The following is an 18,860-nucleotide window of genomic DNA, read 5'->3' as shown; positions in this document are numbered from 1 at the left end:
AGATCGAGCGGCGTTGGCGCAGATGATCCCCAACGGCTCACTTGCTTGCCTACAGCTCTTTTTCCCAGACCCTTGGCATAAAAGCCGTCATCATAAACGCCGCATCGTGCAGAGTGCGTTTGCCCAAGATATTCGCCAGAAACTGGCCATTGGTGGCGTGTTTCACATGGCAACAGACTGGGAAAACTACGCAGAGCACATGCTGGAGGTAATGAACGTTGCCGAAGGGTATCAGAACACCTCCGCCACCGGTAACTGGGTGCCGCGTCCGGATTGGCGCCCACTGACTAAATTCGAGCAACGTGGCCATCGTTTGGGCCACGGAGTGTGGGATTTAATTTTTAAACGTGTCAACTAACTAAGGAACTATCATGGCCAATCGTAGCCGCCGTCTGCGTAAGAAACTGCGCGTCGATGAATTTCAGGAAATGGGATTCGACATCAGTTTCAACTTCCCGGTCGGCACTGCCGAACAGACCATCGATGCCATCGTTGATGCGATGATCGAGGAGGTTGTTGATGCCCGCCAGCTGGCGTTTGCTGGCTCAGGCCACCTCTCTTGGGAGGGGATGATTTGCACTCAGCAACTGGGCAAATGTACCGAAGAAGATCGCGCCGCGGTCAAAACTTGGCTGGAAGGCAAAGGGATGGAAGCGGTAGTGGTGACTGAGCTGTTCGATCTTTGGTACGGTGAACCCGCGCAATAGCGAACGACCTTGATCGGTCAGGTGGCTGAGCCTGCTTGACCCCTGATCGGTAGTCGTTAAGCAAGTCCCGCCCTCGGCGGGATTTTTGTCACTGGCGCCATGAGCGTCACTGCTGTTTTAGGTCTTGGAGTGGCTTATCGATATGGTGCTCTCATCCGACTTACTGACCGGCATTCTGGACGAGGTGCGGCCGCTGCTAGGGCAAGGCAAGGTCGCCAACTATATTCCGGCGTTGGCACACGTGCCGGCCGATCGGCTCGGCATAGCCGTGTACACGGTCGCAGGCGAGTTGTTCAGCGCCGGTGATGCGACCGAGCCTTTTTCTATCCAGAGTATCTCCAAGGTGCTTAGCCTGACCTTGGCGCTCACCCTCTACCAAGAGGAAGAGATCTGGCGGCGGGTCGGCAAAGAGCCGTCGGGGCAGCCGTTTAATTCGCTAGTACAGCTTGAGTTCGAACAGGGAATTCCGCGCAACCCTTTTATTAACGCAGGTGCCTTGGTGGTCAGCGATCTGTTGGAAACGCGCCTCACGGCACCGCGCCAGCGCACGCTGGAGCTGGCCCGTCGCTTGGCTGGCAATCCATCGATCATGGCGGATCAGGTGGTGGCGCGCTCCGAGTATCAGTACTCTGCCCGTAATGCGGCGATTGCTTATCTGATGAAATCTTACGGCAACATTGAAAACGACGTAGACAAGTTGCTGCAGAGTTATTTCAATGCGTGTGCCATTCGCATGAGCTGTGTCGATCTGGCGCGGGCGTTTATCTATCTGGCGAATCGTGGGGTGCCGCTGGGCGATCCTAGCCCGTTGTTGCCAGCCCGCACCACCAAGCAGGTCAATGCGTTGCTTGCCACTTGCGGTCTGTATGACGAAGCCGGGGATTTTGCATATCGGGTCGGGATGCCGGGCAAATCGGGGGTAGGCGGCGGCATTGTCGCCCTGATCCCAGGTGAGCTCTGCGTCTGTGTCTGGTCGCCCGAACTTAACCCAGCGGGTAACTCGCTGGCCGGAACGGCCGCGCTGGAATTGCTGGCTGATCGGCTGGGCCGATCCATTTTTTAACTTTGTTTACCTGGAATCGAGACATCACCATGAAACGATATCTTCGCTGGCTGCCCATGGCGCTGGCCGCTGTGCTGCTTTGGCCCACACTGTCGGCCGTAGCAGGAGAGCTGCCACCGCTGTCACTCACTGAGGCCAAGGCCAAACAGGCGGTCATTGTGGACACCCGTGCCAGCTACTTTTATCAGGGCTGGCCGATGGAGGGCGAGCAACAAGGGGGCCACGTTGCCGGTGCTGAGCACCTCTCTGCCGAGTGGAAATACCGTGCTGAGCAGTGGCCTGCTGCGCTCAAAGAGAAGGGGTTGCACGCTAAGCGCCCTGTGGCCCTGTATGGTGCGCCTCGCGAAGTCGCCGAGGTCGCTCGCTTGCTGCGGTTGCAAGGCATCAAGCAGCTGTTTGAGTTGCAAGGATGGCAGAGCGCCCCGCGTGAAGCGTTGGCGCGTTGGCAGCAACTGGTTCATCCGCGGTGGTTAGCAGACCTGCAGGCGGGTAAGCCGGTAACGGCGGCCCCCCAAGGGGATTGGAAACTGTTTGAAGTGGATTGGGGCTCGCCCAAAGCGTTTCTTATCAGCCACATTCCTGGGGCGGGTTACATCGATACTAATCGCTTAGAAACGGAAGTGCTGTGGAACAAGGTGTCTGATCAGGCGCTTGAGGCGTTCCTATTGGAGAATGGGATTCGCCACGATACCACCGTCATCCTCTATGGTCGTAACACCATGGCGGCAGCCCGCGCGGCTCACTTGATGTTGTATGCTGGGGTCAACGATGTGCGCCTGCTGGATGGGGGGCTGGATGCGTGGTTTATCCAGCATCAGCGTACCGAGACGGGCTTGCCCAAACAATACAAGCCGGTGCCCGCATTTGGGGTGACGATTCCGGCTCGTCCTGAGTTCTACACCACGCTGGATCAGGCCAAGAGCCTGCTGCAACAGCCAGATGGCGCCTTGGTTAGTATCCGGACATGGGACGAATTTGTCGGCAATACCTCCGGTTACAGCTACATCAAGCCGAAAGGGGATATTCCGGGCGCCAAGTGGGGGCACGGTGGTGTTGATGCCAACAGCATGAGTGATTTCCACAATCCGGATGGCACCATGAAGCCCGCCCGCGAAATCCTCACCATGTGGGATCAGTGGCATATTGAGCCGACCCAGCAGACCGCGTTCTACTGTGGCACTGGTTGGCGCGCCTCAGAGGCCTTTTTCTACGCTTGGCTCATGGATTGGCAGCGGATCAGCGTCTACGACGGCGGCTGGTATGAATGGAGCATGGACCCCAACAACCCGATCGTCACCGGTGAACGTCAGCCCAGTCACTAAGCGGGGCGCACTGACCAACAGGCTGAGTCGACGCTCAGCCTGTTGGGGAATAGCCGACCAGACCAATCCAATCCCTAGTCGCCCTGTCAGAATGGGAGAACCTGCCCCTACTAACCCTGATTCGACACGGCTAACCGCAGCCCCAATCCCACAAACAGCATCCCAATCCCTCGGTTCAGCCAGCGGCCAGCCCGCACCGGTAAAGCGATATTACGCCGAGCATAGACGGTGGTGAATACCAGCAGGTGGCACCAGATCATGCTGTTGAGATTAAACAGGCAGCCCAGCAGGATAAACGCAAAGGTCTTATCGGGGGCATCCGGCGCAATGAACTGAGGCATGAAGGCTAGAAAGAACAGCGCTACCTTCGGATTGAGTACATTGGTCAGCACCCCTTGCCAATAAATCCGGCGATAAGAGAGAGCTGGTAAGGTCGGCGGGCTGGGGCTGTGTTGGCTCACGTGCTGGCGCAGCAGGCTGCCTCCCAAATAGATGAGATAAAGTGCCCCGGCTAATTTCACCAACATAAATAGCTCTGCCGAGGCGCTGAGCAGCGCGGACAGACCTAGGGCGGCGGCCAGCACGTGGATCAAGGTGCCGGAGCCGATCCCCAGTGCGGCCGCCGATCCTGCGCGCCAGCCCTGTGTCCCACTGCGCAGCATAATCAGTAAGTTGTCTGGCCCTGGGATGGCGTTGAGTAAAAAGCCTGACACGATAAATAGGGGTAAGTCGTGAATGCCGAACATGTTGCCTCCAACGGGGCGATCGTTATCAATGACCGATGCTTCATCAATGACATGAGTTTCATCAATGGCAAGGGGCTCCGCAGAGCCCCTTATCTTTGTTATATCAGCGTGCCTTGCTAGGCCGGCAATATTAGGCCCGCAATGCCTTGTCGGCCCGCGAAATCCCACAGACGCCCGAGCGCACCACTTCGATGATCTCGTTAGTTTGAGCCGCGGTCTTGATAAAGGCATCCAGCTTTTCACTGGTCCCAACAAGCTGCACGGTGTACTGCTCTGGGGTCACGTCGACGATCTGGCCACGGAAGATATCGGCCAAGCGTTTGAGCTCGTCGCGTCCGTTGCCGATGGCGCGGGTCTTCACTAGGGCGATCTCTCGCTCGATGTGTTCCCCTTCGCTCAGATCACATACCTTGAGCACATCGACCAATTTGTGCAGCTGCTTCTGGATCTGCTCTATCACCCGATCATCGCCCATGGTGACGATGGTCATCCGTGACAGGGTTGGATCTTCTGTCGGAGCCACGGTCAATGACTCGATGTTATAGCCGCGCTGGGAGAAGAGACCCACAACACGACTCAGGGCGCCAGACTCGTTCTCCAGCAGAACGGAAATAATATGTCTCATCAGGTTCTCTCCGTCTTGCTCAGCCACATCTCGTCTGAGATGGAACCGACTTTGAGCTCGATGAGCACAACCGAAATAATGTGCCTCATTGTTAGGTCCTCTCTGTCTTGCTCAGCCACATCTCGTCCATGGCGCCGAATTTGATCTGCATCGGATAGACATGTTCATCTGGGTCGACCGAGATATCCATGAACACCAGCCGATCCTTCATGGCGAAAGCCTTTTCCATAGCGCTTTCCAGCTCAGCAGGATCGCTCACTGCAATGCCGACGTGGCCATAGGCTTCTGCCAGTTTGACGAAGTCCGGCAAGGATTCCATGTAGGAGTGGCTGTGACGGCCGCCATAGAACATCTTCTGCCACTGTTTAACCATGCCCAAGGCGCGGTTGTTGATGGAGATGATCTTGATGGGCACCCCGTACTGCATACAGGTCGAGAGCTCCTGAATGTTCATCTGCACTGAGCCGTCGCCGGTGACGCAGCACACCACCGCATCTGGGTTGGCGAACTGGGCCCCCATGGCGGCTGGAATACCAAAGCCCATGGTGCCGAGGCCACCGGAGTTGATCCACTGGCGTGGTTTGGCAAAGGGATAGTAGAGCGCGGCAAACATCTGATGCTGGCCGACGTCGGAGGCGACAAAGGCTTCCCCTTTGGTCACCTTGTAGAGCGTCTCTATGACCTGCTGCGGTTTGATCAAGGTGGGGTGGCGCTCATAGGCCAAGCAGTGACGGGCACGCCATTGGCCAATTTGGCTCCACCAATCCGCCAATGCTTGCTTGTCATTATCAAAGCCACATTCGCGGATCACCTCCAGCATGGTCTCCAACACGGTATCGACTGAGCCAACAATCGGCACATGGGCTTGTACCGTCTTAGAGATGGAGGTGGGGTCGATATCAATATGCACGATGGTGGCATTGGGGCAGAACTTAGCGACGTTGTTGGTGACACGGTCATCGAAGCGAGCCCCCACCGCGAAGATCAGATCCGCGTTGTGCATGGTCTTATTTGCTTCAAACGTGCCGTGCATCCCTAGCATCCCGACAAACTGCGGATGCGTACCCGGGAATGCCCCTAACCCCATCAGGGTGGTGGTCACTGGCAAGTTCAACAGCTCGGCCAACTTGATGACGAGCTGGTCAGCGTTGGCATTGATCGCTCCGCCGCCCACATATAGCACTGGGCGCTGGGCATCTGCCAGCAGCTTGGCTGCCCGCTTAATCTGACCCTTGTGGCCGGATTTGGTCGGGTTATAAGAGCGCAGGCTGACGGACTCAGGATAGTGATAAGGGAATGCCTCTTTCGGGTTCTGCACATCTTTAGGCAGATCGACCACGACCGGCCCCGGGCGACCACTGGCGGCAATGTAATATGCCTTTTTGATGGCCGCTGGAATGTCGCTGGCGGTTTTGCACAGAAAGCTGTGTTTTACCACTGGGCGTGAGATCCCGATCATATCGGTCTCTTGGAACGCATCTTCCCCAATCATGCTGGTTGGCACTTGGCCAGATAAGATCACCAGCGGAATAGAGTCCATGTAGGCAGTCGCAATACCGGTAATGCAGTTGGTCGCGCCGGGGCCAGAGGTCACCAGCACGGTGCCGACCTTGCCGGTCGAGCGGGCGTAACCATCTGCCATGTGCACGGCTGCTTGCTCGTGGCGCACCAAAACGTGCTCCATCTTGCCGTTTTCGAAGAGAGCGTCATAGATGTCGAGCACAGAGCCACCTGGGTAGCCAAACACGTGCTCAACCCCCTGGTCCTCCAGCGCTCTAACCACCATCTGGGCGCCTGATAACATCTCCATGATAAAGCCCTCCAGGCTTTGCTCCGTTAAGCGAATGCTGTCAATGGGGCCACGCTTCCCGGCACGACCAGGTCCCTTGGTTGTCATTGTCTTAATGCAGAACTGGCCAATATGGCCCACCAACAGCAGAAAATAGGGATTTTTCATCATCGACCCGAAACTCGGGTGAAGGGTCAAGTTAACTCGCTTCGGCGCGGTTGTCCACGTTTTGGGCAGCAGGAATAGTCTTAAATTTCAAGCAGCTATTAATATTCAATTAGTTAGCAATAGTGCTCCGGGACAAATCTCAGCGAAGGGTGGGCAGATTAGCGAATAATCCTGAAAAAAGGGGATTAGAAAGAAACCCACCTTGCTAAGAGGTGGGGGCTGATTGCCGCGATCGTGACCCTTAATCCGTGCTCATTGATATGTGTTAATCAACTAAGGTCACTTGAGATAACCAACTGTTGCCAACGGTCTCTCCCCTCACAAACTCGCTGAGCCGATCACTGACCTCTTCGGGAAAGAGGGTGCGGGCCCACAGCCGCCGTGACAGAGACGAAACGCTCTCCTGACCGCCAGCCACTAGCCAATCCGCCAGTTCAGCGGCCACATTGGGATAACACACGACGCCCGGCGCCTGACTGTCTAACCAAGTGCGGACAATATTGGCATCGAGGCAGTCCATCAGGGTGGCTAATCCCATCAGTTCGAGGGTTTTACCATTGGTCAGCTGCTCAAATTGTCCTCCTAGCGGTTTGACTAACAGTTTTTTACCAAGGGACAGCGCCTCAGAGGCCAGCTCGAATCCCGCGTTAGAGATCACCCCCCGACAACCGGCCAACACCGCTAAAAAGCCCGCTCGACAAGGGGGTTCAAAACGAATATTGCGCCACTGACTGGCACTTTGTACCCCAGGGTGAAAACAGATAAAGGTGTGCCGATTAAAGCGAGACAGCAGCGCCGAGATCGCATCACGATGTTCAAATGGCAGATAAACCAAGATGGCGCCGTTATCTGCGGCAGGGGTGATGGCATCGATCACCGGGGGGAGCAGGGGATAACCAAAATGAAACCAATGCAAGCCGAGTGGTTGGGAGACCGGTGCGAAATAGCGCATCAGCTGGCGACTGACGCCATCTTCTCCCCAGCGGGGGATCGACCAGTTGAAGCTAGCCTGATGACTGATGGTCAAACTAGGCTTGCCTAACCGCCGCGCTGCATGGGCGGTCAGCGGCTCAAAATCGCTGACGATAAGATCATATTCCCGGCAATCAAGGGCCCGTAAATCGCGCCAAAAGCGCAACGGAGAGGCCGCTTGCAGGGTGCGCCACGGAGAAACTTTCCCCTCGTGGCTCACGAAAGTCAGGCCGGGAAAGGTGCGATAAGCGCCAAACTCTTCCATGTCGAAATAGCCATCGGCGGGGCGACCACTAAACAGGTAATCCACACTGACCCCCGCTCGGCGCAGTGCCCGGGCGAGGGTGCGGCTGCGGCTGATATGGCCATTTCCTGTACCTTGTACTCCAAATAGCACCTTCATAACGGTCCCCAGCTCAACGCCCACACCGCGCATAGGCCCCCTAACAGGGCGCCTGCAACCAGATCCGTGAGAAAGTGCACCCCAAGCAGTAAACGGGAAGCCCCGACCAAGGTTGCCCAACCAAACCACAGCGGGGCCCAGAGCGGAAATCCCGACGCTAAGATGGTGGCCATCAAGAAGGCGGCCGCCGTATGGCCGGAGGGCAGACTGTAACGATCCGAGGGGGTAATAAAAACCGGCAGCCCCACAGGGCGTTGGCGTTTCAGGCTGTTTTTCAGCACCAGATACAGGGGCAATTCAAGGGCAAATGCCAGTAACGCCCATTTGACCAATTCACGCTCTGCCTCACCTTGCCACCAAAGCAGTGCGGCCAAGACGCCATAAAGCGGGCCATCCCCGGTGCGCGATACCAATCGGCTGACCCGCGCCTGCGGTTTGTTATAAGGATGAAGTAGGCAGGCCCTGCATACCCGCAGATCCCAGTGTTGGATTTTATTCATATTCCCTTCCCTCCCTGATCGCTTTGAGCAGACTAGGAGCGTGGGGTGACACTCACTTGAAGAGGAGATAACAGATTTGTGACATAAGGTGGTGATTAGGGGGGGATAGATGCGATATGGAAGGGCAGCAAATAGGTGTTTTTTCAATTCATGGCCTATCCCTTGGCATCGCCATGTTGGTAGGGGCGATGTAGCGCGCCATGGATGTGAACAATGGCGCGCTATTGGGTGCTACGTGGCTGGTTTTATTGCAGGGCAATGCTGCCCGTTATATTTGAAAGTCGAGCGGCTGGTCGCTGCCCATGGCGCGGGCTTGAATATCCGCCAGCGCCAGTTCGGGGTTGCAGAGCTGGATAAACTGCCAGGCAAAGTTGTGTTGAAACTGGCCCTGCTTAAGGCCGATCCAGGCGGTGTGGGGGGCAAACAGGTGGCTGCCGTCGAGTTGAACGAGCCCTTTATCCCGCTGGGCATCGAATGCCATATCAGCCAAAATACCGATCCCCATCTCTAATTCGACGTAGGTTTTGATGACGTCGGAGTCCTGCGCCGTCAGCAAGATCTGCGGCTCGATGCCTGCCTCAGCAAACGCTTCATCTACCCGTACCCGGCCAGTGAGCCCTGCCTGATAGGTGATGATGGGCCAGTTGGCCAGCGCCGCCAGCGTCAGATCCTGCTCGCCAGCCAGCGGATGCTGCTCGGGCACCACGATATTGTGGTGCCAGCGGTAGTAGGGGAAGGCCACCACCCCTTCGCTCTTATCGAGCTGTTCGCTGCTGATGCCGATATCCACCTCGCCGGTTTGTACCAGCCGCACGATCTCCTCTGGGCTGCCTTGGCGTAGCTCCAGTTGTACCAACGGGAACTGCTCGCGAAACGCCTTCACCACCCTCGGCAGGGCGTAACGGGCCTGGGTATGGGTCGTGGCGACCAGCAACCTGCCTGCGTCGCGGTTGGCAAAGGTACTGGCCAATTTGCGGATGTTATTGGCATCACCCAAGATCCGCTCGGCAAGCACCAGCAACTCCTTGCCCGGCTCCGTCATGCCAAGCAGCCGTTTGCCGTAGCGGACAAAGAGCGCTAGCCCAAGCTCCTCTTCCAGTTCGCGAATGTGGCGGCTCACCCCTGATTGCGAGGTAAACAGCGCGTTGGCCACCTCGGTGAGGTTGTAATCGCGCCGTGCTGCCTCGCGGATAATCCGTAACTGCTGAAAATTCACCTCATCGCCTCCTGCGCTGACTGAGGGCTGCCCCATCGCTGTGGCTGATGGGGTGCTTGTGATCTAATCGGTCGGAGCTCAAATCTGATAGTCCGGATAGAGCTGCGCCTGTCTGGCAACCAGCCGCACGCTTTGGCCCGGTTGGAAAGTACGGGCGGCCTCCTTGCTCAGTTCGGCTTCGAAGTGTGCATCGTTTGTATCTCCATTGCCACGTAGTTCTACCCGGATACGGGGCCCCATCGGTAGCAGGCGAGTAATGGTGGCGGCAATCCCACCGCTGGCATCGGCGGGCAGCAGCTCTAGCTCGTGCGGACGGACATAGGCAATCGCGGCGCTGCCCTGAATGAGCTGGGTGCCAGCATGGTTGCCAAGCAGCGGCCCACCGAGCAGGTGGTCACCGACCCCGAACCCCTGTTCAGCGACCCGACCACGGAACTGGTTGACGCTGCCGAGGAAGCGATGAACAAACGGGCTAGCGGGCTGGTCGTAGACCTCTGCTGGGGTGCCAATCTGTTCAACCTTGCCGGCATTCATCAGCACCACCCGATCCGCCACCTCCAGCGCCTCTTCCTGATCGTGGGTGACGAACAGGCTGGTGACGTGCAGCTCATCGTGCAGCTCCCGCAGCCAGCGGCGTAGCTCTTTGCGCACTTGGGCATCGAGGGCGCCGAAGGGCTCGTCCAACAGCAGCACCTTGGGCTGCACCGCCAGCGCGCGGGCCAGTGCGACCCGCTGACGCTGACCGCCAGAGAGCTGGGTCGGGTAGCGCTCGGCCACGTGGCTGAGCTGTACCAGATCCAGCAGCTCCTTGACCCGGGCGCGGATGGTTGCTTCGGCCGGACGCTCGCTGCGCGGTTTAACCCGCAGGCCAAACGCCACGTTCTCGAACACCGTCATGTGGCGGAACAGGGCGTAGTGCTGGAACACGAAGCCAACGTTGCGCTCGCGCACATGGAGATCCGAGGCATCCTCACCGCGGATGATGACTCGGCCAGTGTCAGCCTGTTCCAGCCCGGCTATGATCCGCAACAGGGTGGTCTTGCCGCAACCAGAGGGGCCGAGCAGGGCTACCAGCTCACCATCGTGAAAGTCGAGGTTGATGTCTGCCAGCGCGGCGTATTGATTGAAATGCTTGTTGAGTTGTTGCACCTGAATGCTCATGGCTGCCTCTTAAAATCGGTGATTCAGTGAGATTTGGTAGGCTGACCACGCAGCCGGGCCAACAGGGTTTCCCCCAGCAAGGTAAAGATCCCGAACAGGGCCAAGAGGCTGGCCACCGCAAAGGCGGCGCCGGTTTGGTACTCGTTGTAGAGGATCTCGATATGCAGCGGCAGGGTGTTGGTCTGACCGCGAATATGGCCGGAAACCACCGACACGGCGCCAAATTCCCCCACCGCGCGGGCGGTACAGAGCAGCAGGCCATACATCAGGCTCCAGCGGATGCCGGGCAGGGTGACGCGCCAGAACATTTGCAGGCCGCTCGCCCCCAGCATGATGGCGGCTTCTTCCTCTTCAGGACCACGTGCCTCCATCTGGGGCAGCAGCTCGCGCACCACGAACGGCACGGTAATGAAGGTGGTGGCCAGGATGATCCCCGGCGTGGCGAAGATGACCTTGATGTCGTGCTCGCTCAGCCAGTCACCAAACCAGCCTCGGCTGCCAAACAGTAGCACCAGCATCAGCCCGGCAATCACTGGCGATACCGAGAACGGCAGATCGATGATAGTGATGAGCAACTGCCGACCGGGGAAGCGGAAGCGGGCGATGGCCCACGCTGCGGCGATCCCAAACAGCAGGTTAAGGGGCACGGCGCAGAGCGTGACCAGTGCGGTGAGGCCAAGGGCGCTCAGGGCATCCGGCTCACTGATGGCGTGCCAGAAAAAGGCCAGCCCCGGGCTCAGCGCCTGAATAAAGACGGTGGCCAGCGGCAGCAGCAACAGGGCGGCAAACCAGCCGAGACCCACCGTGATCAGCAACCACTTGACCCACTGGGGTTCACGGATCACGGTCGGTGCTTTACGGGTAGTGATCGCCGCCACGGGGGTGGCCTCCAGCGCAATGGCAGATGAACTCATATCCGGCTCCCTCCGATGCGGGCCCAGCTCCAGGCCTGCAATTTGTTGATAATGAGTAACAACATGAACGAAATCAGCAGCATCACCACGGCAATGGCAGAGGCACCGGCGTAGTCGTACTCCTCCAGATGGCTCATGATCATCAGCGGCGCAATTTCCGAGACCATCGGCAGGTTACCGGCGATGAAGATGACCGAGCCGTACTCGCCGACGGCGCGGGCAAACGCGAGGGCAAAACCGGTCAGCAGGGCCGGCACTAGGGTCGGCCATAGCACCCGCAGGAAGGTCTGCCAGCGATCGGCACCGAGGCTAGCGGCAGCTTCTTCTTGCTCGCTTTCGGCCTCCCGCAGTACCGGTTGCAGGGTGCGCACCACAAACGGCAAGCCGATAAAGGTGAGGGCGATGATGACCCCGATAGGGTTGTAGGCGAGTTGGATACCGAGTGGCGCAAGCAGCTGACCGATCCAGCCGTTGGGGGCAAAGATGGCGCACAGGGCGATGCCGGAGACAGCGGTGGGCATGGCAAAGGGCAAATCGATCAGCGCATCCACCAGCCGGCGGCCGGGGAAGGTATAGCGCACCAATATCCAAGCCAGAATAAGGCCAAACAGGCAGTTGAGCAGCGCGGCGATAAAGGCCGCGCCGAAACTGAGACGAAAAGAGGCGAGCACCCGTGGTGAGCCGATCACCTGCCAGAACTCTGCGGCGGTCAGGTTGTTGACCGCAAACAGCACCAGTGCCGAGAGGGGCAGCAACACCAACAGGCCCAGATAGAGCAGACTAAAACCGAGGGTGGGGCCAAATCCCGGCAGGACGGAATAAGAACCAAATCGCATAACACATCCATTCGTTATAAAGATTCTCGATGCCGCTGATTCTGCTTACTCCCCCTCATTGCCACAAACATCAATAATGCCTTTGCTAATCACTTTTTTATCTAACGACGTGGCGATAGGGCTTCCCCGATGACAGCCAATAAAAAAGGTCTTTTATATAGATAAAAGACCTAAAAACGGCGTGCCATGCCAATGACTTACTGCCTACCCATTGCTGTTGCTGTCTCGCTTCCTCCTTACCCGTTTGTTGATGGCGCTTGAGTTATCGCTTGGTGTCACATGATTAGCCAAGGCTGTAGGCCGCTTGTGGGTGCCAGTGCCTTGTCTGCGGGCTGATCACTAACTCAGCCCGCCGATAGAGTGCGCCGAACAGATGCAGCCCTTGATGCCAATCCCCGTGCCCTGATTGCGCGTTGATGTGGCCCACGTCACCGGCATCAAACAACGGCACTTGCCACTGCTGGCTCCAATATTCGGCTCGCTCGAAGCTCATCCATGGATCGTTACGACTGGCTACCAAGTGGGCGGCGACCGGTATCGAACCGGTTAGCCGTTCATCGGCGATCCCAAAACGCGCAGGATCGGCGGGGGCGACCAGTAACAGTGAGGCCACCTTTTCTGGCTGCAAGCGAGTGGCGGCAATGGCAGTCAAGGCGCCGAAGGAGTGAGCCACCAGATGGACTCGGCCACGGCGACGCTTGAGCTTGCTCGCTAGCTTGGCACTCCAGATGGTCAGGTCTGGTTTATCCCATGGCAGCCCTTCCATGCGTTGCCAATGAGGAAAAAAAGTGTGCCAGCGACTTTGCCAGTGATCCGGTCCGCTGTTGTGTAGGCCAGGAACCAGCAGGATGTTATTCATCATCGTGCTCCTTATCAGGCTGCGATGGCTGGCGCGAGGCCAGCACCTTACTAACGGAAGAGGGGATCAACTCCCCGGCTGGTAGATCTGATCAAACAGCGCGCCTTGGGCGAAATGCTTCTTCTGGGCTTGTTCCCAATTGCCTTCCAGATCTTTGACGGTAAACAGGGCCAGTTGGGGGAACTGCGTGGCTGTTTCTTGCTGGATCGCCGGATTAGTGGGGCGGTAATGGTATTTGGCAATGATGCGCTGGCCCTCATCGGAGTAGAGATAGTCGAGATACCCTTTGGCGACGACCTCGGTGCCATGCTTCTTGGCGACCTTATCGACCACGGCCACGGGAGGCTCGGCCAAAATGGAGACCGACGGCACCACTAATTCAAATTTGTCACGATTACCGGGTTGGCCGAGCACTAAGAGCGCTTCGTTTTCCCATGCCAATAACACGTCCCCTAGGCCGCGCTCGATAAAGCTGGTGGTAGCACCGCGGGCGCCGGAGTCGAGCACTTTCACATTGTTATAGAGATCGCGGATGAACTGTTTGGCGCCCTCCTCACTGCCACTCTGCTTCAGGGCGTAGCCCCAAGCTGCGAGATAGTTCCAACGTGCACCACCGGAGGTTTTCGGGTTGGGGGTGACGATGGCCACATCTTTGCGTACTAGATCGTTCCAATCCTTTATCTGCTTGGGATTATCTTTGCGCACCAGAAACACGATGGTGGAGGTATAGGGGGCGGCGTTATTGGCTAGCCGTCCTTGCCAATCAGCGGCAATGATTCCCTGTTTGGCAATGGCGTCTATGTCATAAGCGAGCGCCAGCGACACTAAATCTGCCTCCAAGCCATCCACCACGGCGCGCGCCTGCTTGCCAGAACCGCCATGAGACTGGCTCACCACAACATCGTCGCCGGTTTTGGTTTTCCACGCTTTGGCAAACGCGCGGTTGTACTCTTGAAATAGTTCGCGAGTCGGATCGTACGAGACATTAAGTAGCCGGATCTCGGCGGCATGAACCTGGCCGAGGGCCAAGGTAGCAAGTAGAGTCAACGCGGTCATTCGCAGTGTCATGGTGATGCTCCTTATCGTGGGATTGAACACAGCATGACGGGAATTTGTTATGCCAAGAAGAAAGAAATAACTCTTTGCTTATCTCTTTTTCTCATATGAAACGAGCCTTTGGCGTGGGCTGTTAAAGGCGCTAGGAGGGTGTTCATGCGCTGGGCCGGGCTTATTGCACCCGTGAACTAACAAGGAGAAAGCATCACACTTTCTCCTATATTGGCGCGATCTTTCGCCGATGAGATCATCTATCACCGCTTAGCCGCGTAGGCCAAGGGGGAAGCTATTAATGGGCACGGGCAGACAGTGGAAACTCTGGATCTGGCTCACCGGTGATCCGGTTACGTAAATCACGCCGGATAATTTCGATAGACCAGAACCACACTAAGTGACCCACAATCTCTGAGACATGCTCGTACCAAGGCAGACTGAAGACGGGGGGAGTCAGGCCCATGAGTGGGAATGTAATTAGATGCACAAACAACTGCGCCAGTGCCCCAGCCAGCAGACCTTGCCACAATTTTATTTTAGGGAACTGCTCGGCCACGACACAGTAACCAACAGCAAACACGATGGAAAATATAATGTGGGTTACCCCAACCCAGTTAAACGCATGGCCGGCAAAGGTATATACCGCTTCGTTAGGATCAATGACACCTAACCAATCGCGTAAAAATACGTATGGCGGATTGAGAAAATTTCGCGAGCAGTCGATCTGTTCCGCTGCTCGAATCAAGGATTCTGGAGCACAGGCAGCATTAAAAAGATCGCTTGGACTACGAGGGGGTAATGGATGCTCGGCCCCCCATTTTACAAACGAAGATACAATCCCCGCAATGAAGCCAATTATTGCGGCTAAGCCATAGCGTCTACGTGAAGGATGTGTTTGCTCAAATATATTCATTTCATTCCCTATTGAAATAATGTGATTAAGAATCGACGTGTTATTAAAAACCTGGCTTTGGCCAGTAGTTATGTGACTGGCTCAGCAAGGTGATAAGCCCGTTTTCACAGTACGTGATAGTGCTCACCAGCGTGATGTGAAGATAAATTAAGTATTAACAAAAAACATTATTGCACGCTCACTAACGAGCAGAAGCTGCATCCCCACCATGCTGACAAAACATGAATAAATGTATTTTGTGAACTGTTGTTACAATAAATTTAAAAAATAGAAAAATTAACTTCCTCTATTGTTGATAGCTAATGCTGATAGCTAACGAGCATTCATGGTTAATGACCAAAAATAAAATTAACTATATCAGCAATACCATCGTTTAATTGATACTAGGTAGTGGGCTGCGATAAGCAATCGATTTAAATATAACTGCGTCAGATATTGACGCTGGCAATAAATAGCCATTATGTAGGTTATTAGCTTGGTTAAATAATGTATTGCAAATGATCTGTGCGGGTTAAACGATAGGTTAATCTTAGCGGTATTTAAAATCATTATTATCTATAGTTGTTATTGTTATTTGCGGGGCATTAAAGATATCTAAAAAATATATCTAAAAATATATAAAAGATAAGTAGCATGAGCGGTCGTATCTATTTCACTGGGCAGTCCCGTCCCTCTACCCATTCAAATGTGCGAGTAGTCAAATAACACTATTTCATAGACACATCGCTTGCTAAATTGGCTGCGGTTTGAACAAACAGGTGGGTGTCCTATATTTTGGCACCAATGCCAAGGCCGGTTGCCAGAGCAAATCAGAGGCGCATCGTTGCTCCCTTCTCCCACTCTTGATCACCAATAAGGGGATAAGGGGGAGGTAACAATAAGCTCCATCATGTCGGGTCGATTAGCGCAGCGTAATCGTCCGCTTACCGCGAATATCCTGTTAGCAAGAGAAGCAGAAAACCCTGAACATCAGCGGCTTCTCGGCAACCTCCCTTTCGCGATCGTCCGAATACGCTTCGCTATTCGAACCTACGGACCTACCAGTCTGTCGCGCAGCCGTTATGACTGCGGCGCCGCCTTGATCAGCTCCTCGTAGTGATCAATCAGCTCGGGGCCGTGCAGCGGCGAGTCGTGACCGCCAATCACCGTCTTGATCGGCAACTTCATCGCTTTAAGCCGCTCGATGGTCTGCGGATAGGCCTTCACATTGGCAAAGCTCAGGTTGCCCAGCTTCTCCTTGAGGATGCAGTTGCCATAGAGCACCTGCTGGTCGGGGAAGTAGACAAAGATGCCGTCCGGCGTATGGGCCGGGCCCGCGTAGAAGGCGCGCACCTTGCCCTCTTGCAGGGTGAAGTCGCCATCGTGCACTACGTTTGGCAGCACCAGCGGCAGATCCGGGTACTCCGGCAGCCCCTTGCGGGTAAAGGCGACAATCTCGGCCCAGTCGCTCTTCATCAGATCCCGAGTCTGGCGCGTCGCCACCACCTTGGCCCCGATGGACTTCCAGTAGGCGTTACCGCCCGCCCGATCGGTGTGGTAGTTGGTGTTGATCACCTCTAGCACCGGCTTGCTGCTAACCCGTTTGATCAGCTTATGCAGCTCGCGGGCGGTATCCGGCGTCCAGGTCGCCCCCACCACCGTCACCCCCTTGGCCCCGAAATAGACCATGGAGTTCTCTTTGACGTAGTAGTTGTCCTCCACCACATAGACAGGGCCACTCACCTGCGTCAGCGACATCCCCGCCGCCCGCACGCTGCCGCCCCAGAAACTCGCCATCAGCACCACGGCCCCGGCCAGCCCGCACTTCATCCAACCTTTCATCATCTTGTTTCCTCGAACCAACCGCCCCTCGCCACCCCTGTGGCAAGCCGGGCCTTTTAAGCAGTGGGCAGAAGATACGGGGGATGTGTGAGGGGAAAATGGGGTTGTGTGAAGAGAAGGTGAAGTCTGGGGGGAAGTCAGGGGAAAGTCCGGAGAAATCAGCAGCGACCTCCTGTTCGCGAACGTCCGAATACGCTGCGCTATTCGAACCTGCAACACAGATAGCGGCCCCTCACCCTAACCCTCTCCCGAGGGAGAGGGGATGGTTCGTGCCAATTCCAAGCCACACATATTCACCCGCACCACAGAGCCAAAACACAGCCAGCGGAATCCATTTCGCCCCCTTCTCCCACTCTTGATCACAAACAAAGGGAGAAGGGCCGTGGATGAGGGGAAGGTAACAATAAGCCACATCATGTAGGGACGATTAGCGCAGCGTAATCGTCCGTTTACCGCGAATATCCTGATAGCAAGAGAAGCAGGAAACCCTGAACATCAGCGACGCCTCGATCCCCTTACTTTCGCGATCGTCCGAATACGCTTCACAATTCGAACCTACAGCCCTTGAAAGGTGAAGGTAGCCCAGAATATCTTGAGAGTCTTTTTTGTGACAAAAGCCGCAAATGAGAACCAACTCTAATGTTAGATTTCAGCTGGTTTCATCAAGCAATAAAATGGACATGCCATGGACATATGGGAAAGTAACAAGCTTATATTATTTATAATGTTTGTAATACCAGGATTTATTTGCGTTAGAGTTTACAAGTTAATATATCCATCTCAAGGGAAAGACTCTGGCACGTTATTGTACGACACTGTTACTTACAGCTGTATAAATTATGCAGCGCTAAGCTTTTTCATTTTTCAAGTCGAATCAAACCCAGTCCCCCCTTTATGGAAAAATCTTTTCTATTTTTTTGTATTATTTATATCGCCAATATTGATGGTTTTTGCATGGAAGAAGATCAGAAGCTATGAAAAGATAAAGACGTTAATATTCCATCCATCGGATAGTGCTTGGGATTATCTATTTTCACAGAGAAATAAGTATTGGGTGGAAGTGTTTTTGAAGAATGGGGAGGTCGTTGCTGGTTACTATGGAAGTAAGTCATTTGCATCAGCTTCTCCTGAGGAAAAACATATATATTTAGAGCAAAGATGGGTGATGGGTTCAGACGGTGAGTTTGAAAGGCCTGTAGATAGAACAGCAGGTGTTATAGTCCTTCACAGTGAGATAAGTCACATAGAACTTAGAAATATTTAACACATGGTACCCAACGTCAGAAAGGAGATGCAATATGACGGATAAAAAGACAGGTAATGAAAATTATGGTGGTGGTGTTAGACAAAAGCAAGATAACTCACATCAGCCTAATACAAGAGAGCAAAGAGGAGGCTATCAGCCACCATCTGGAACAGGAGATAGCCCCATTAACCCACCCGGAAAAAAATAAAATAATGGGCCATATACATGGCCCATTTAAATCATATTTATTTCAGGAGGTAAGGTGATAGTAAAACTGTCTGTATAACATTTCACTTCTGCTTATTGACTGGGGGAATAGAACTATATCTGTATGTACAGTTCCATTTCCCCCAACACCAATCACCCCAACGGCGGCGTACCGACCGTCACCGTCCCCATGGGCGTGATGGCCGATATTGGTATGCCGGTGGGCCTGACCTTCGCCGGTCGCGCCTATGACGACAACAACCTGCTGCGCTTTGCCTCGGCCTTCGAGTCCACCGGCAGCAAGCGTATGGTGCCGCCACGGACGCCGCCGTTGGGGTGATT

19 protein-coding genes and 1 pseudogene are annotated in these 18,860 nt (G+C 55.3%); 7 read left to right on the top strand and 13 right to left on the bottom strand.

Features of this window, described 5'->3' with window-relative positions:
• The 4 genes from trmB to CUC53_RS11755 form a co-directional block, all read left to right on the top strand.
• The coding region (gene trmB / locus CUC53_RS11770; protein WP_100294341.1) for a tRNA (guanosine(46)-N7)-methyltransferase TrmB at positions 1 to 358 on the top strand (358 nt) is incomplete at its 5' end.
• 13 nt (positions 359 to 371) lie between these two features.
• Entirely contained in the window at positions 372 to 707 is a 336-nt protein-coding gene (locus CUC53_RS11765; protein WP_100294340.1) for a 50S ribosome-binding protein YggL, read from the top strand.
• A 142-nt stretch (positions 708 to 849) separates the two neighbouring features.
• Positions 850 to 1,770 (top strand): glutaminase B, encoded by a 921-nt coding sequence (gene glsB, locus CUC53_RS11760; protein WP_167386741.1) that lies wholly within the window; start codon positions 850 to 852, stop codon positions 1,768 to 1,770.
• A 29-nt stretch (positions 1,771 to 1,799) separates the two neighbouring features.
• Positions 1,800 to 3,092, top strand: a complete 1,293-nt coding sequence (locus tag CUC53_RS11755; RefSeq protein ID WP_100294338.1) for a rhodanese-like domain-containing protein — start codon at positions 1,800 to 1,802, stop codon at positions 3,090 to 3,092.
• Between the two features lie 110 nt (positions 3,093 to 3,202).
• Here the strand turns inward: CUC53_RS11755 and CUC53_RS11750 are convergent, their stop codons facing one another.
• The 13 genes from CUC53_RS11750 to cphA form a co-directional block, all read right to left on the bottom strand.
• Complete coding sequence (locus CUC53_RS11750; protein ID WP_100294337.1) at positions 3,203 to 3,838, bottom strand: LysE family translocator; 636 nt, start codon at positions 3,836 to 3,838, stop codon at positions 3,203 to 3,205.
• Between the two features lie 130 nt (positions 3,839 to 3,968).
• Entirely contained in the window at positions 3,969 to 4,463 is a 495-nt protein-coding gene (gene ilvN, locus CUC53_RS11745; protein WP_100294336.1) for an acetolactate synthase small subunit, read from the bottom strand.
• Between the two features lie 91 nt (positions 4,464 to 4,554).
• Positions 4,555 to 6,273, bottom strand: coding sequence for an acetolactate synthase 3 large subunit (locus CUC53_RS11735; protein WP_100294343.1), 1,719 nt, complete (start codon positions 6,271 to 6,273; stop codon positions 4,555 to 4,557).
• Positions 6,274 to 6,685: 412 nt separating this feature from the next.
• The gene (locus CUC53_RS11730; RefSeq protein ID WP_100294334.1) at positions 6,686 to 7,795 is read right to left on the bottom strand and encodes an MJ1255/VC2487 family glycosyltransferase; all 1,110 of its coding nucleotides are present in this window, start codon (positions 7,793 to 7,795) and stop codon (positions 6,686 to 6,688) included.
• Positions 7,792 to 8,295, bottom strand: a complete 504-nt coding sequence (locus CUC53_RS11725) for a phosphatase PAP2 family protein (protein ID WP_100294333.1) — start codon at positions 8,293 to 8,295, stop codon at positions 7,792 to 7,794. The genes CUC53_RS11730 and CUC53_RS11725 overlap by 4 nt, the downstream gene beginning before the upstream one ends.
• A gap of 268 nt (positions 8,296 to 8,563) precedes the next feature.
• On the bottom strand, positions 8,564 to 9,511 hold the full coding sequence (gene cbl / locus CUC53_RS11720; protein WP_100294342.1) for an HTH-type transcriptional regulator Cbl: 948 nt from the start codon (positions 9,509 to 9,511) through the stop codon (positions 8,564 to 8,566).
• 78 nt (positions 9,512 to 9,589) lie between these two features.
• On the bottom strand, positions 9,590 to 10,672 hold the full coding sequence (locus CUC53_RS11715; RefSeq protein WP_100294332.1) for a sulfate/molybdate ABC transporter ATP-binding protein: 1,083 nt from the start codon (positions 10,670 to 10,672) through the stop codon (positions 9,590 to 9,592).
• A gap of 23 nt (positions 10,673 to 10,695) precedes the next feature.
• A complete protein-coding gene (gene cysW / locus CUC53_RS11710) occupies positions 10,696 to 11,586 on the bottom strand; it encodes a sulfate ABC transporter permease subunit CysW (protein WP_100294331.1) in 891 nt (296 codons plus the stop codon).
• The gene (cysT, locus tag CUC53_RS11705; RefSeq protein WP_100294330.1) at positions 11,583 to 12,422 is read right to left on the bottom strand and encodes a sulfate ABC transporter permease subunit CysT; all 840 of its coding nucleotides are present in this window, start codon (positions 12,420 to 12,422) and stop codon (positions 11,583 to 11,585) included. The genes cysW and cysT overlap by 4 nt, the downstream gene beginning before the upstream one ends.
• A gap of 283 nt (positions 12,423 to 12,705) precedes the next feature.
• The gene (locus CUC53_RS11700) at positions 12,706 to 13,281 is read right to left on the bottom strand and encodes an RBBP9/YdeN family alpha/beta hydrolase (protein WP_100294329.1); all 576 of its coding nucleotides are present in this window, start codon (positions 13,279 to 13,281) and stop codon (positions 12,706 to 12,708) included.
• Positions 13,282 to 13,347: 66 nt separating this feature from the next.
• The gene (locus CUC53_RS11695; RefSeq protein WP_100294328.1) at positions 13,348 to 14,349 is read right to left on the bottom strand and encodes a sulfate ABC transporter substrate-binding protein; all 1,002 of its coding nucleotides are present in this window, start codon (positions 14,347 to 14,349) and stop codon (positions 13,348 to 13,350) included.
• A 277-nt stretch (positions 14,350 to 14,626) separates the two neighbouring features.
• On the bottom strand, positions 14,627 to 15,244 hold the full coding sequence (locus CUC53_RS11690; RefSeq protein WP_100294327.1) for a YagU family protein: 618 nt from the start codon (positions 15,242 to 15,244) through the stop codon (positions 14,627 to 14,629).
• A gap of 1,059 nt (positions 15,245 to 16,303) precedes the next feature.
• Positions 16,304 to 17,068, bottom strand: a complete 765-nt coding sequence (gene cphA, locus CUC53_RS11685; protein ID WP_100294326.1) for a CphA family subclass B2 metallo-beta-lactamase — start codon at positions 17,066 to 17,068, stop codon at positions 16,304 to 16,306.
• A 682-nt stretch (positions 17,069 to 17,750) separates the two neighbouring features.
• Here cphA and CUC53_RS11680 point away from each other — a divergent pair.
• From CUC53_RS11680 to CUC53_RS11670, 3 genes and pseudogenes are all read left to right on the top strand, one after another.
• A complete protein-coding gene (locus tag CUC53_RS11680; RefSeq protein WP_100294325.1) occupies positions 17,751 to 18,329 on the top strand; it encodes a DUF6338 family protein in 579 nt (192 codons plus the stop codon).
• Between the two features lie 34 nt (positions 18,330 to 18,363).
• A complete protein-coding gene (locus CUC53_RS11675; RefSeq protein ID WP_157798261.1) occupies positions 18,364 to 18,519 on the top strand; it encodes a hypothetical protein in 156 nt (51 codons plus the stop codon).
• A gap of 165 nt (positions 18,520 to 18,684) precedes the next feature.
• Positions 18,685 to 18,858 (top strand): annotated as a pseudogene (locus CUC53_RS11670) (amidase); the annotation flags it as partial.
• Between the last annotated feature and the right edge of the window lie 2 nt (positions 18,859 to 18,860).

The sequence above is a fragment of the Aeromonas cavernicola genome (assembly GCF_002795305.1).
GTDB classification, from domain to species: domain Bacteria; phylum Pseudomonadota; class Gammaproteobacteria; order Enterobacterales; family Aeromonadaceae; genus Aeromonas; species Aeromonas cavernicola.
This window is presented reverse-complemented; position numbering and strand designations above follow the sequence as displayed.

Coding starts and splice junctions, on each gene's coding strand:
- cphA (WP_100294326.1), bottom strand. CDS start 17,068: ATGATGAAAGGTTGGATGAAGTGCGGGCTGGCCGGGGCCGTGGTGCTG.
- cysW (WP_100294331.1), bottom strand. CDS start 11,586: ATGAGTTCATCTGCCATTGCGCTGGAGGCCACCCCCGTGGCGGCGATC.
- CUC53_RS11680 (WP_100294325.1), top strand. CDS start 17,751: ATGGACATATGGGAAAGTAACAAGCTTATATTATTTATAATGTTTGTA.
- CUC53_RS11755 (WP_100294338.1), top strand. CDS start 1,800: ATGAAACGATATCTTCGCTGGCTGCCCATGGCGCTGGCCGCTGTGCTG.
- ilvN (WP_100294336.1), bottom strand. CDS start 4,463: ATGAGACATATTATTTCCGTTCTGCTGGAGAACGAGTCTGGCGCCCTG.
- cysT (WP_100294330.1), bottom strand. CDS start 12,422: ATGCGATTTGGTTCTTATTCCGTCCTGCCGGGATTTGGCCCCACCCTC.
- CUC53_RS11735 (WP_100294343.1), bottom strand. CDS start 6,273: ATGGAGATGTTATCAGGCGCCCAGATGGTGGTTAGAGCGCTGGAGGAC.
- CUC53_RS11750 (WP_100294337.1), bottom strand. CDS start 3,838: ATGTTCGGCATTCACGACTTACCCCTATTTATCGTGTCAGGCTTTTTA.
- CUC53_RS11700 (WP_100294329.1), bottom strand. CDS start 13,281: ATGAATAACATCCTGCTGGTTCCTGGCCTACACAACAGCGGACCGGAT.
- CUC53_RS11675 (WP_157798261.1), top strand. CDS start 18,364: ATGACGGATAAAAAGACAGGTAATGAAAATTATGGTGGTGGTGTTAGA.
- CUC53_RS11725 (WP_100294333.1), bottom strand. CDS start 8,295: ATGAATAAAATCCAACACTGGGATCTGCGGGTATGCAGGGCCTGCCTA.
- CUC53_RS11730 (WP_100294334.1), bottom strand. CDS start 7,795: ATGAAGGTGCTATTTGGAGTACAAGGTACAGGAAATGGCCATATCAGC.
- CUC53_RS11715 (WP_100294332.1), bottom strand. CDS start 10,672: ATGAGCATTCAGGTGCAACAACTCAACAAGCATTTCAATCAATACGCC.
- CUC53_RS11695 (WP_100294328.1), bottom strand. CDS start 14,349: ATGACACTGCGAATGACCGCGTTGACTCTACTTGCTACCTTGGCCCTC.
- glsB (WP_167386741.1), top strand. CDS start 850: ATGGTGCTCTCATCCGACTTACTGACCGGCATTCTGGACGAGGTGCGG.
- CUC53_RS11690 (WP_100294327.1), bottom strand. CDS start 15,244: ATGAATATATTTGAGCAAACACATCCTTCACGTAGACGCTATGGCTTA.
- CUC53_RS11765 (WP_100294340.1), top strand. CDS start 372: ATGGCCAATCGTAGCCGCCGTCTGCGTAAGAAACTGCGCGTCGATGAA.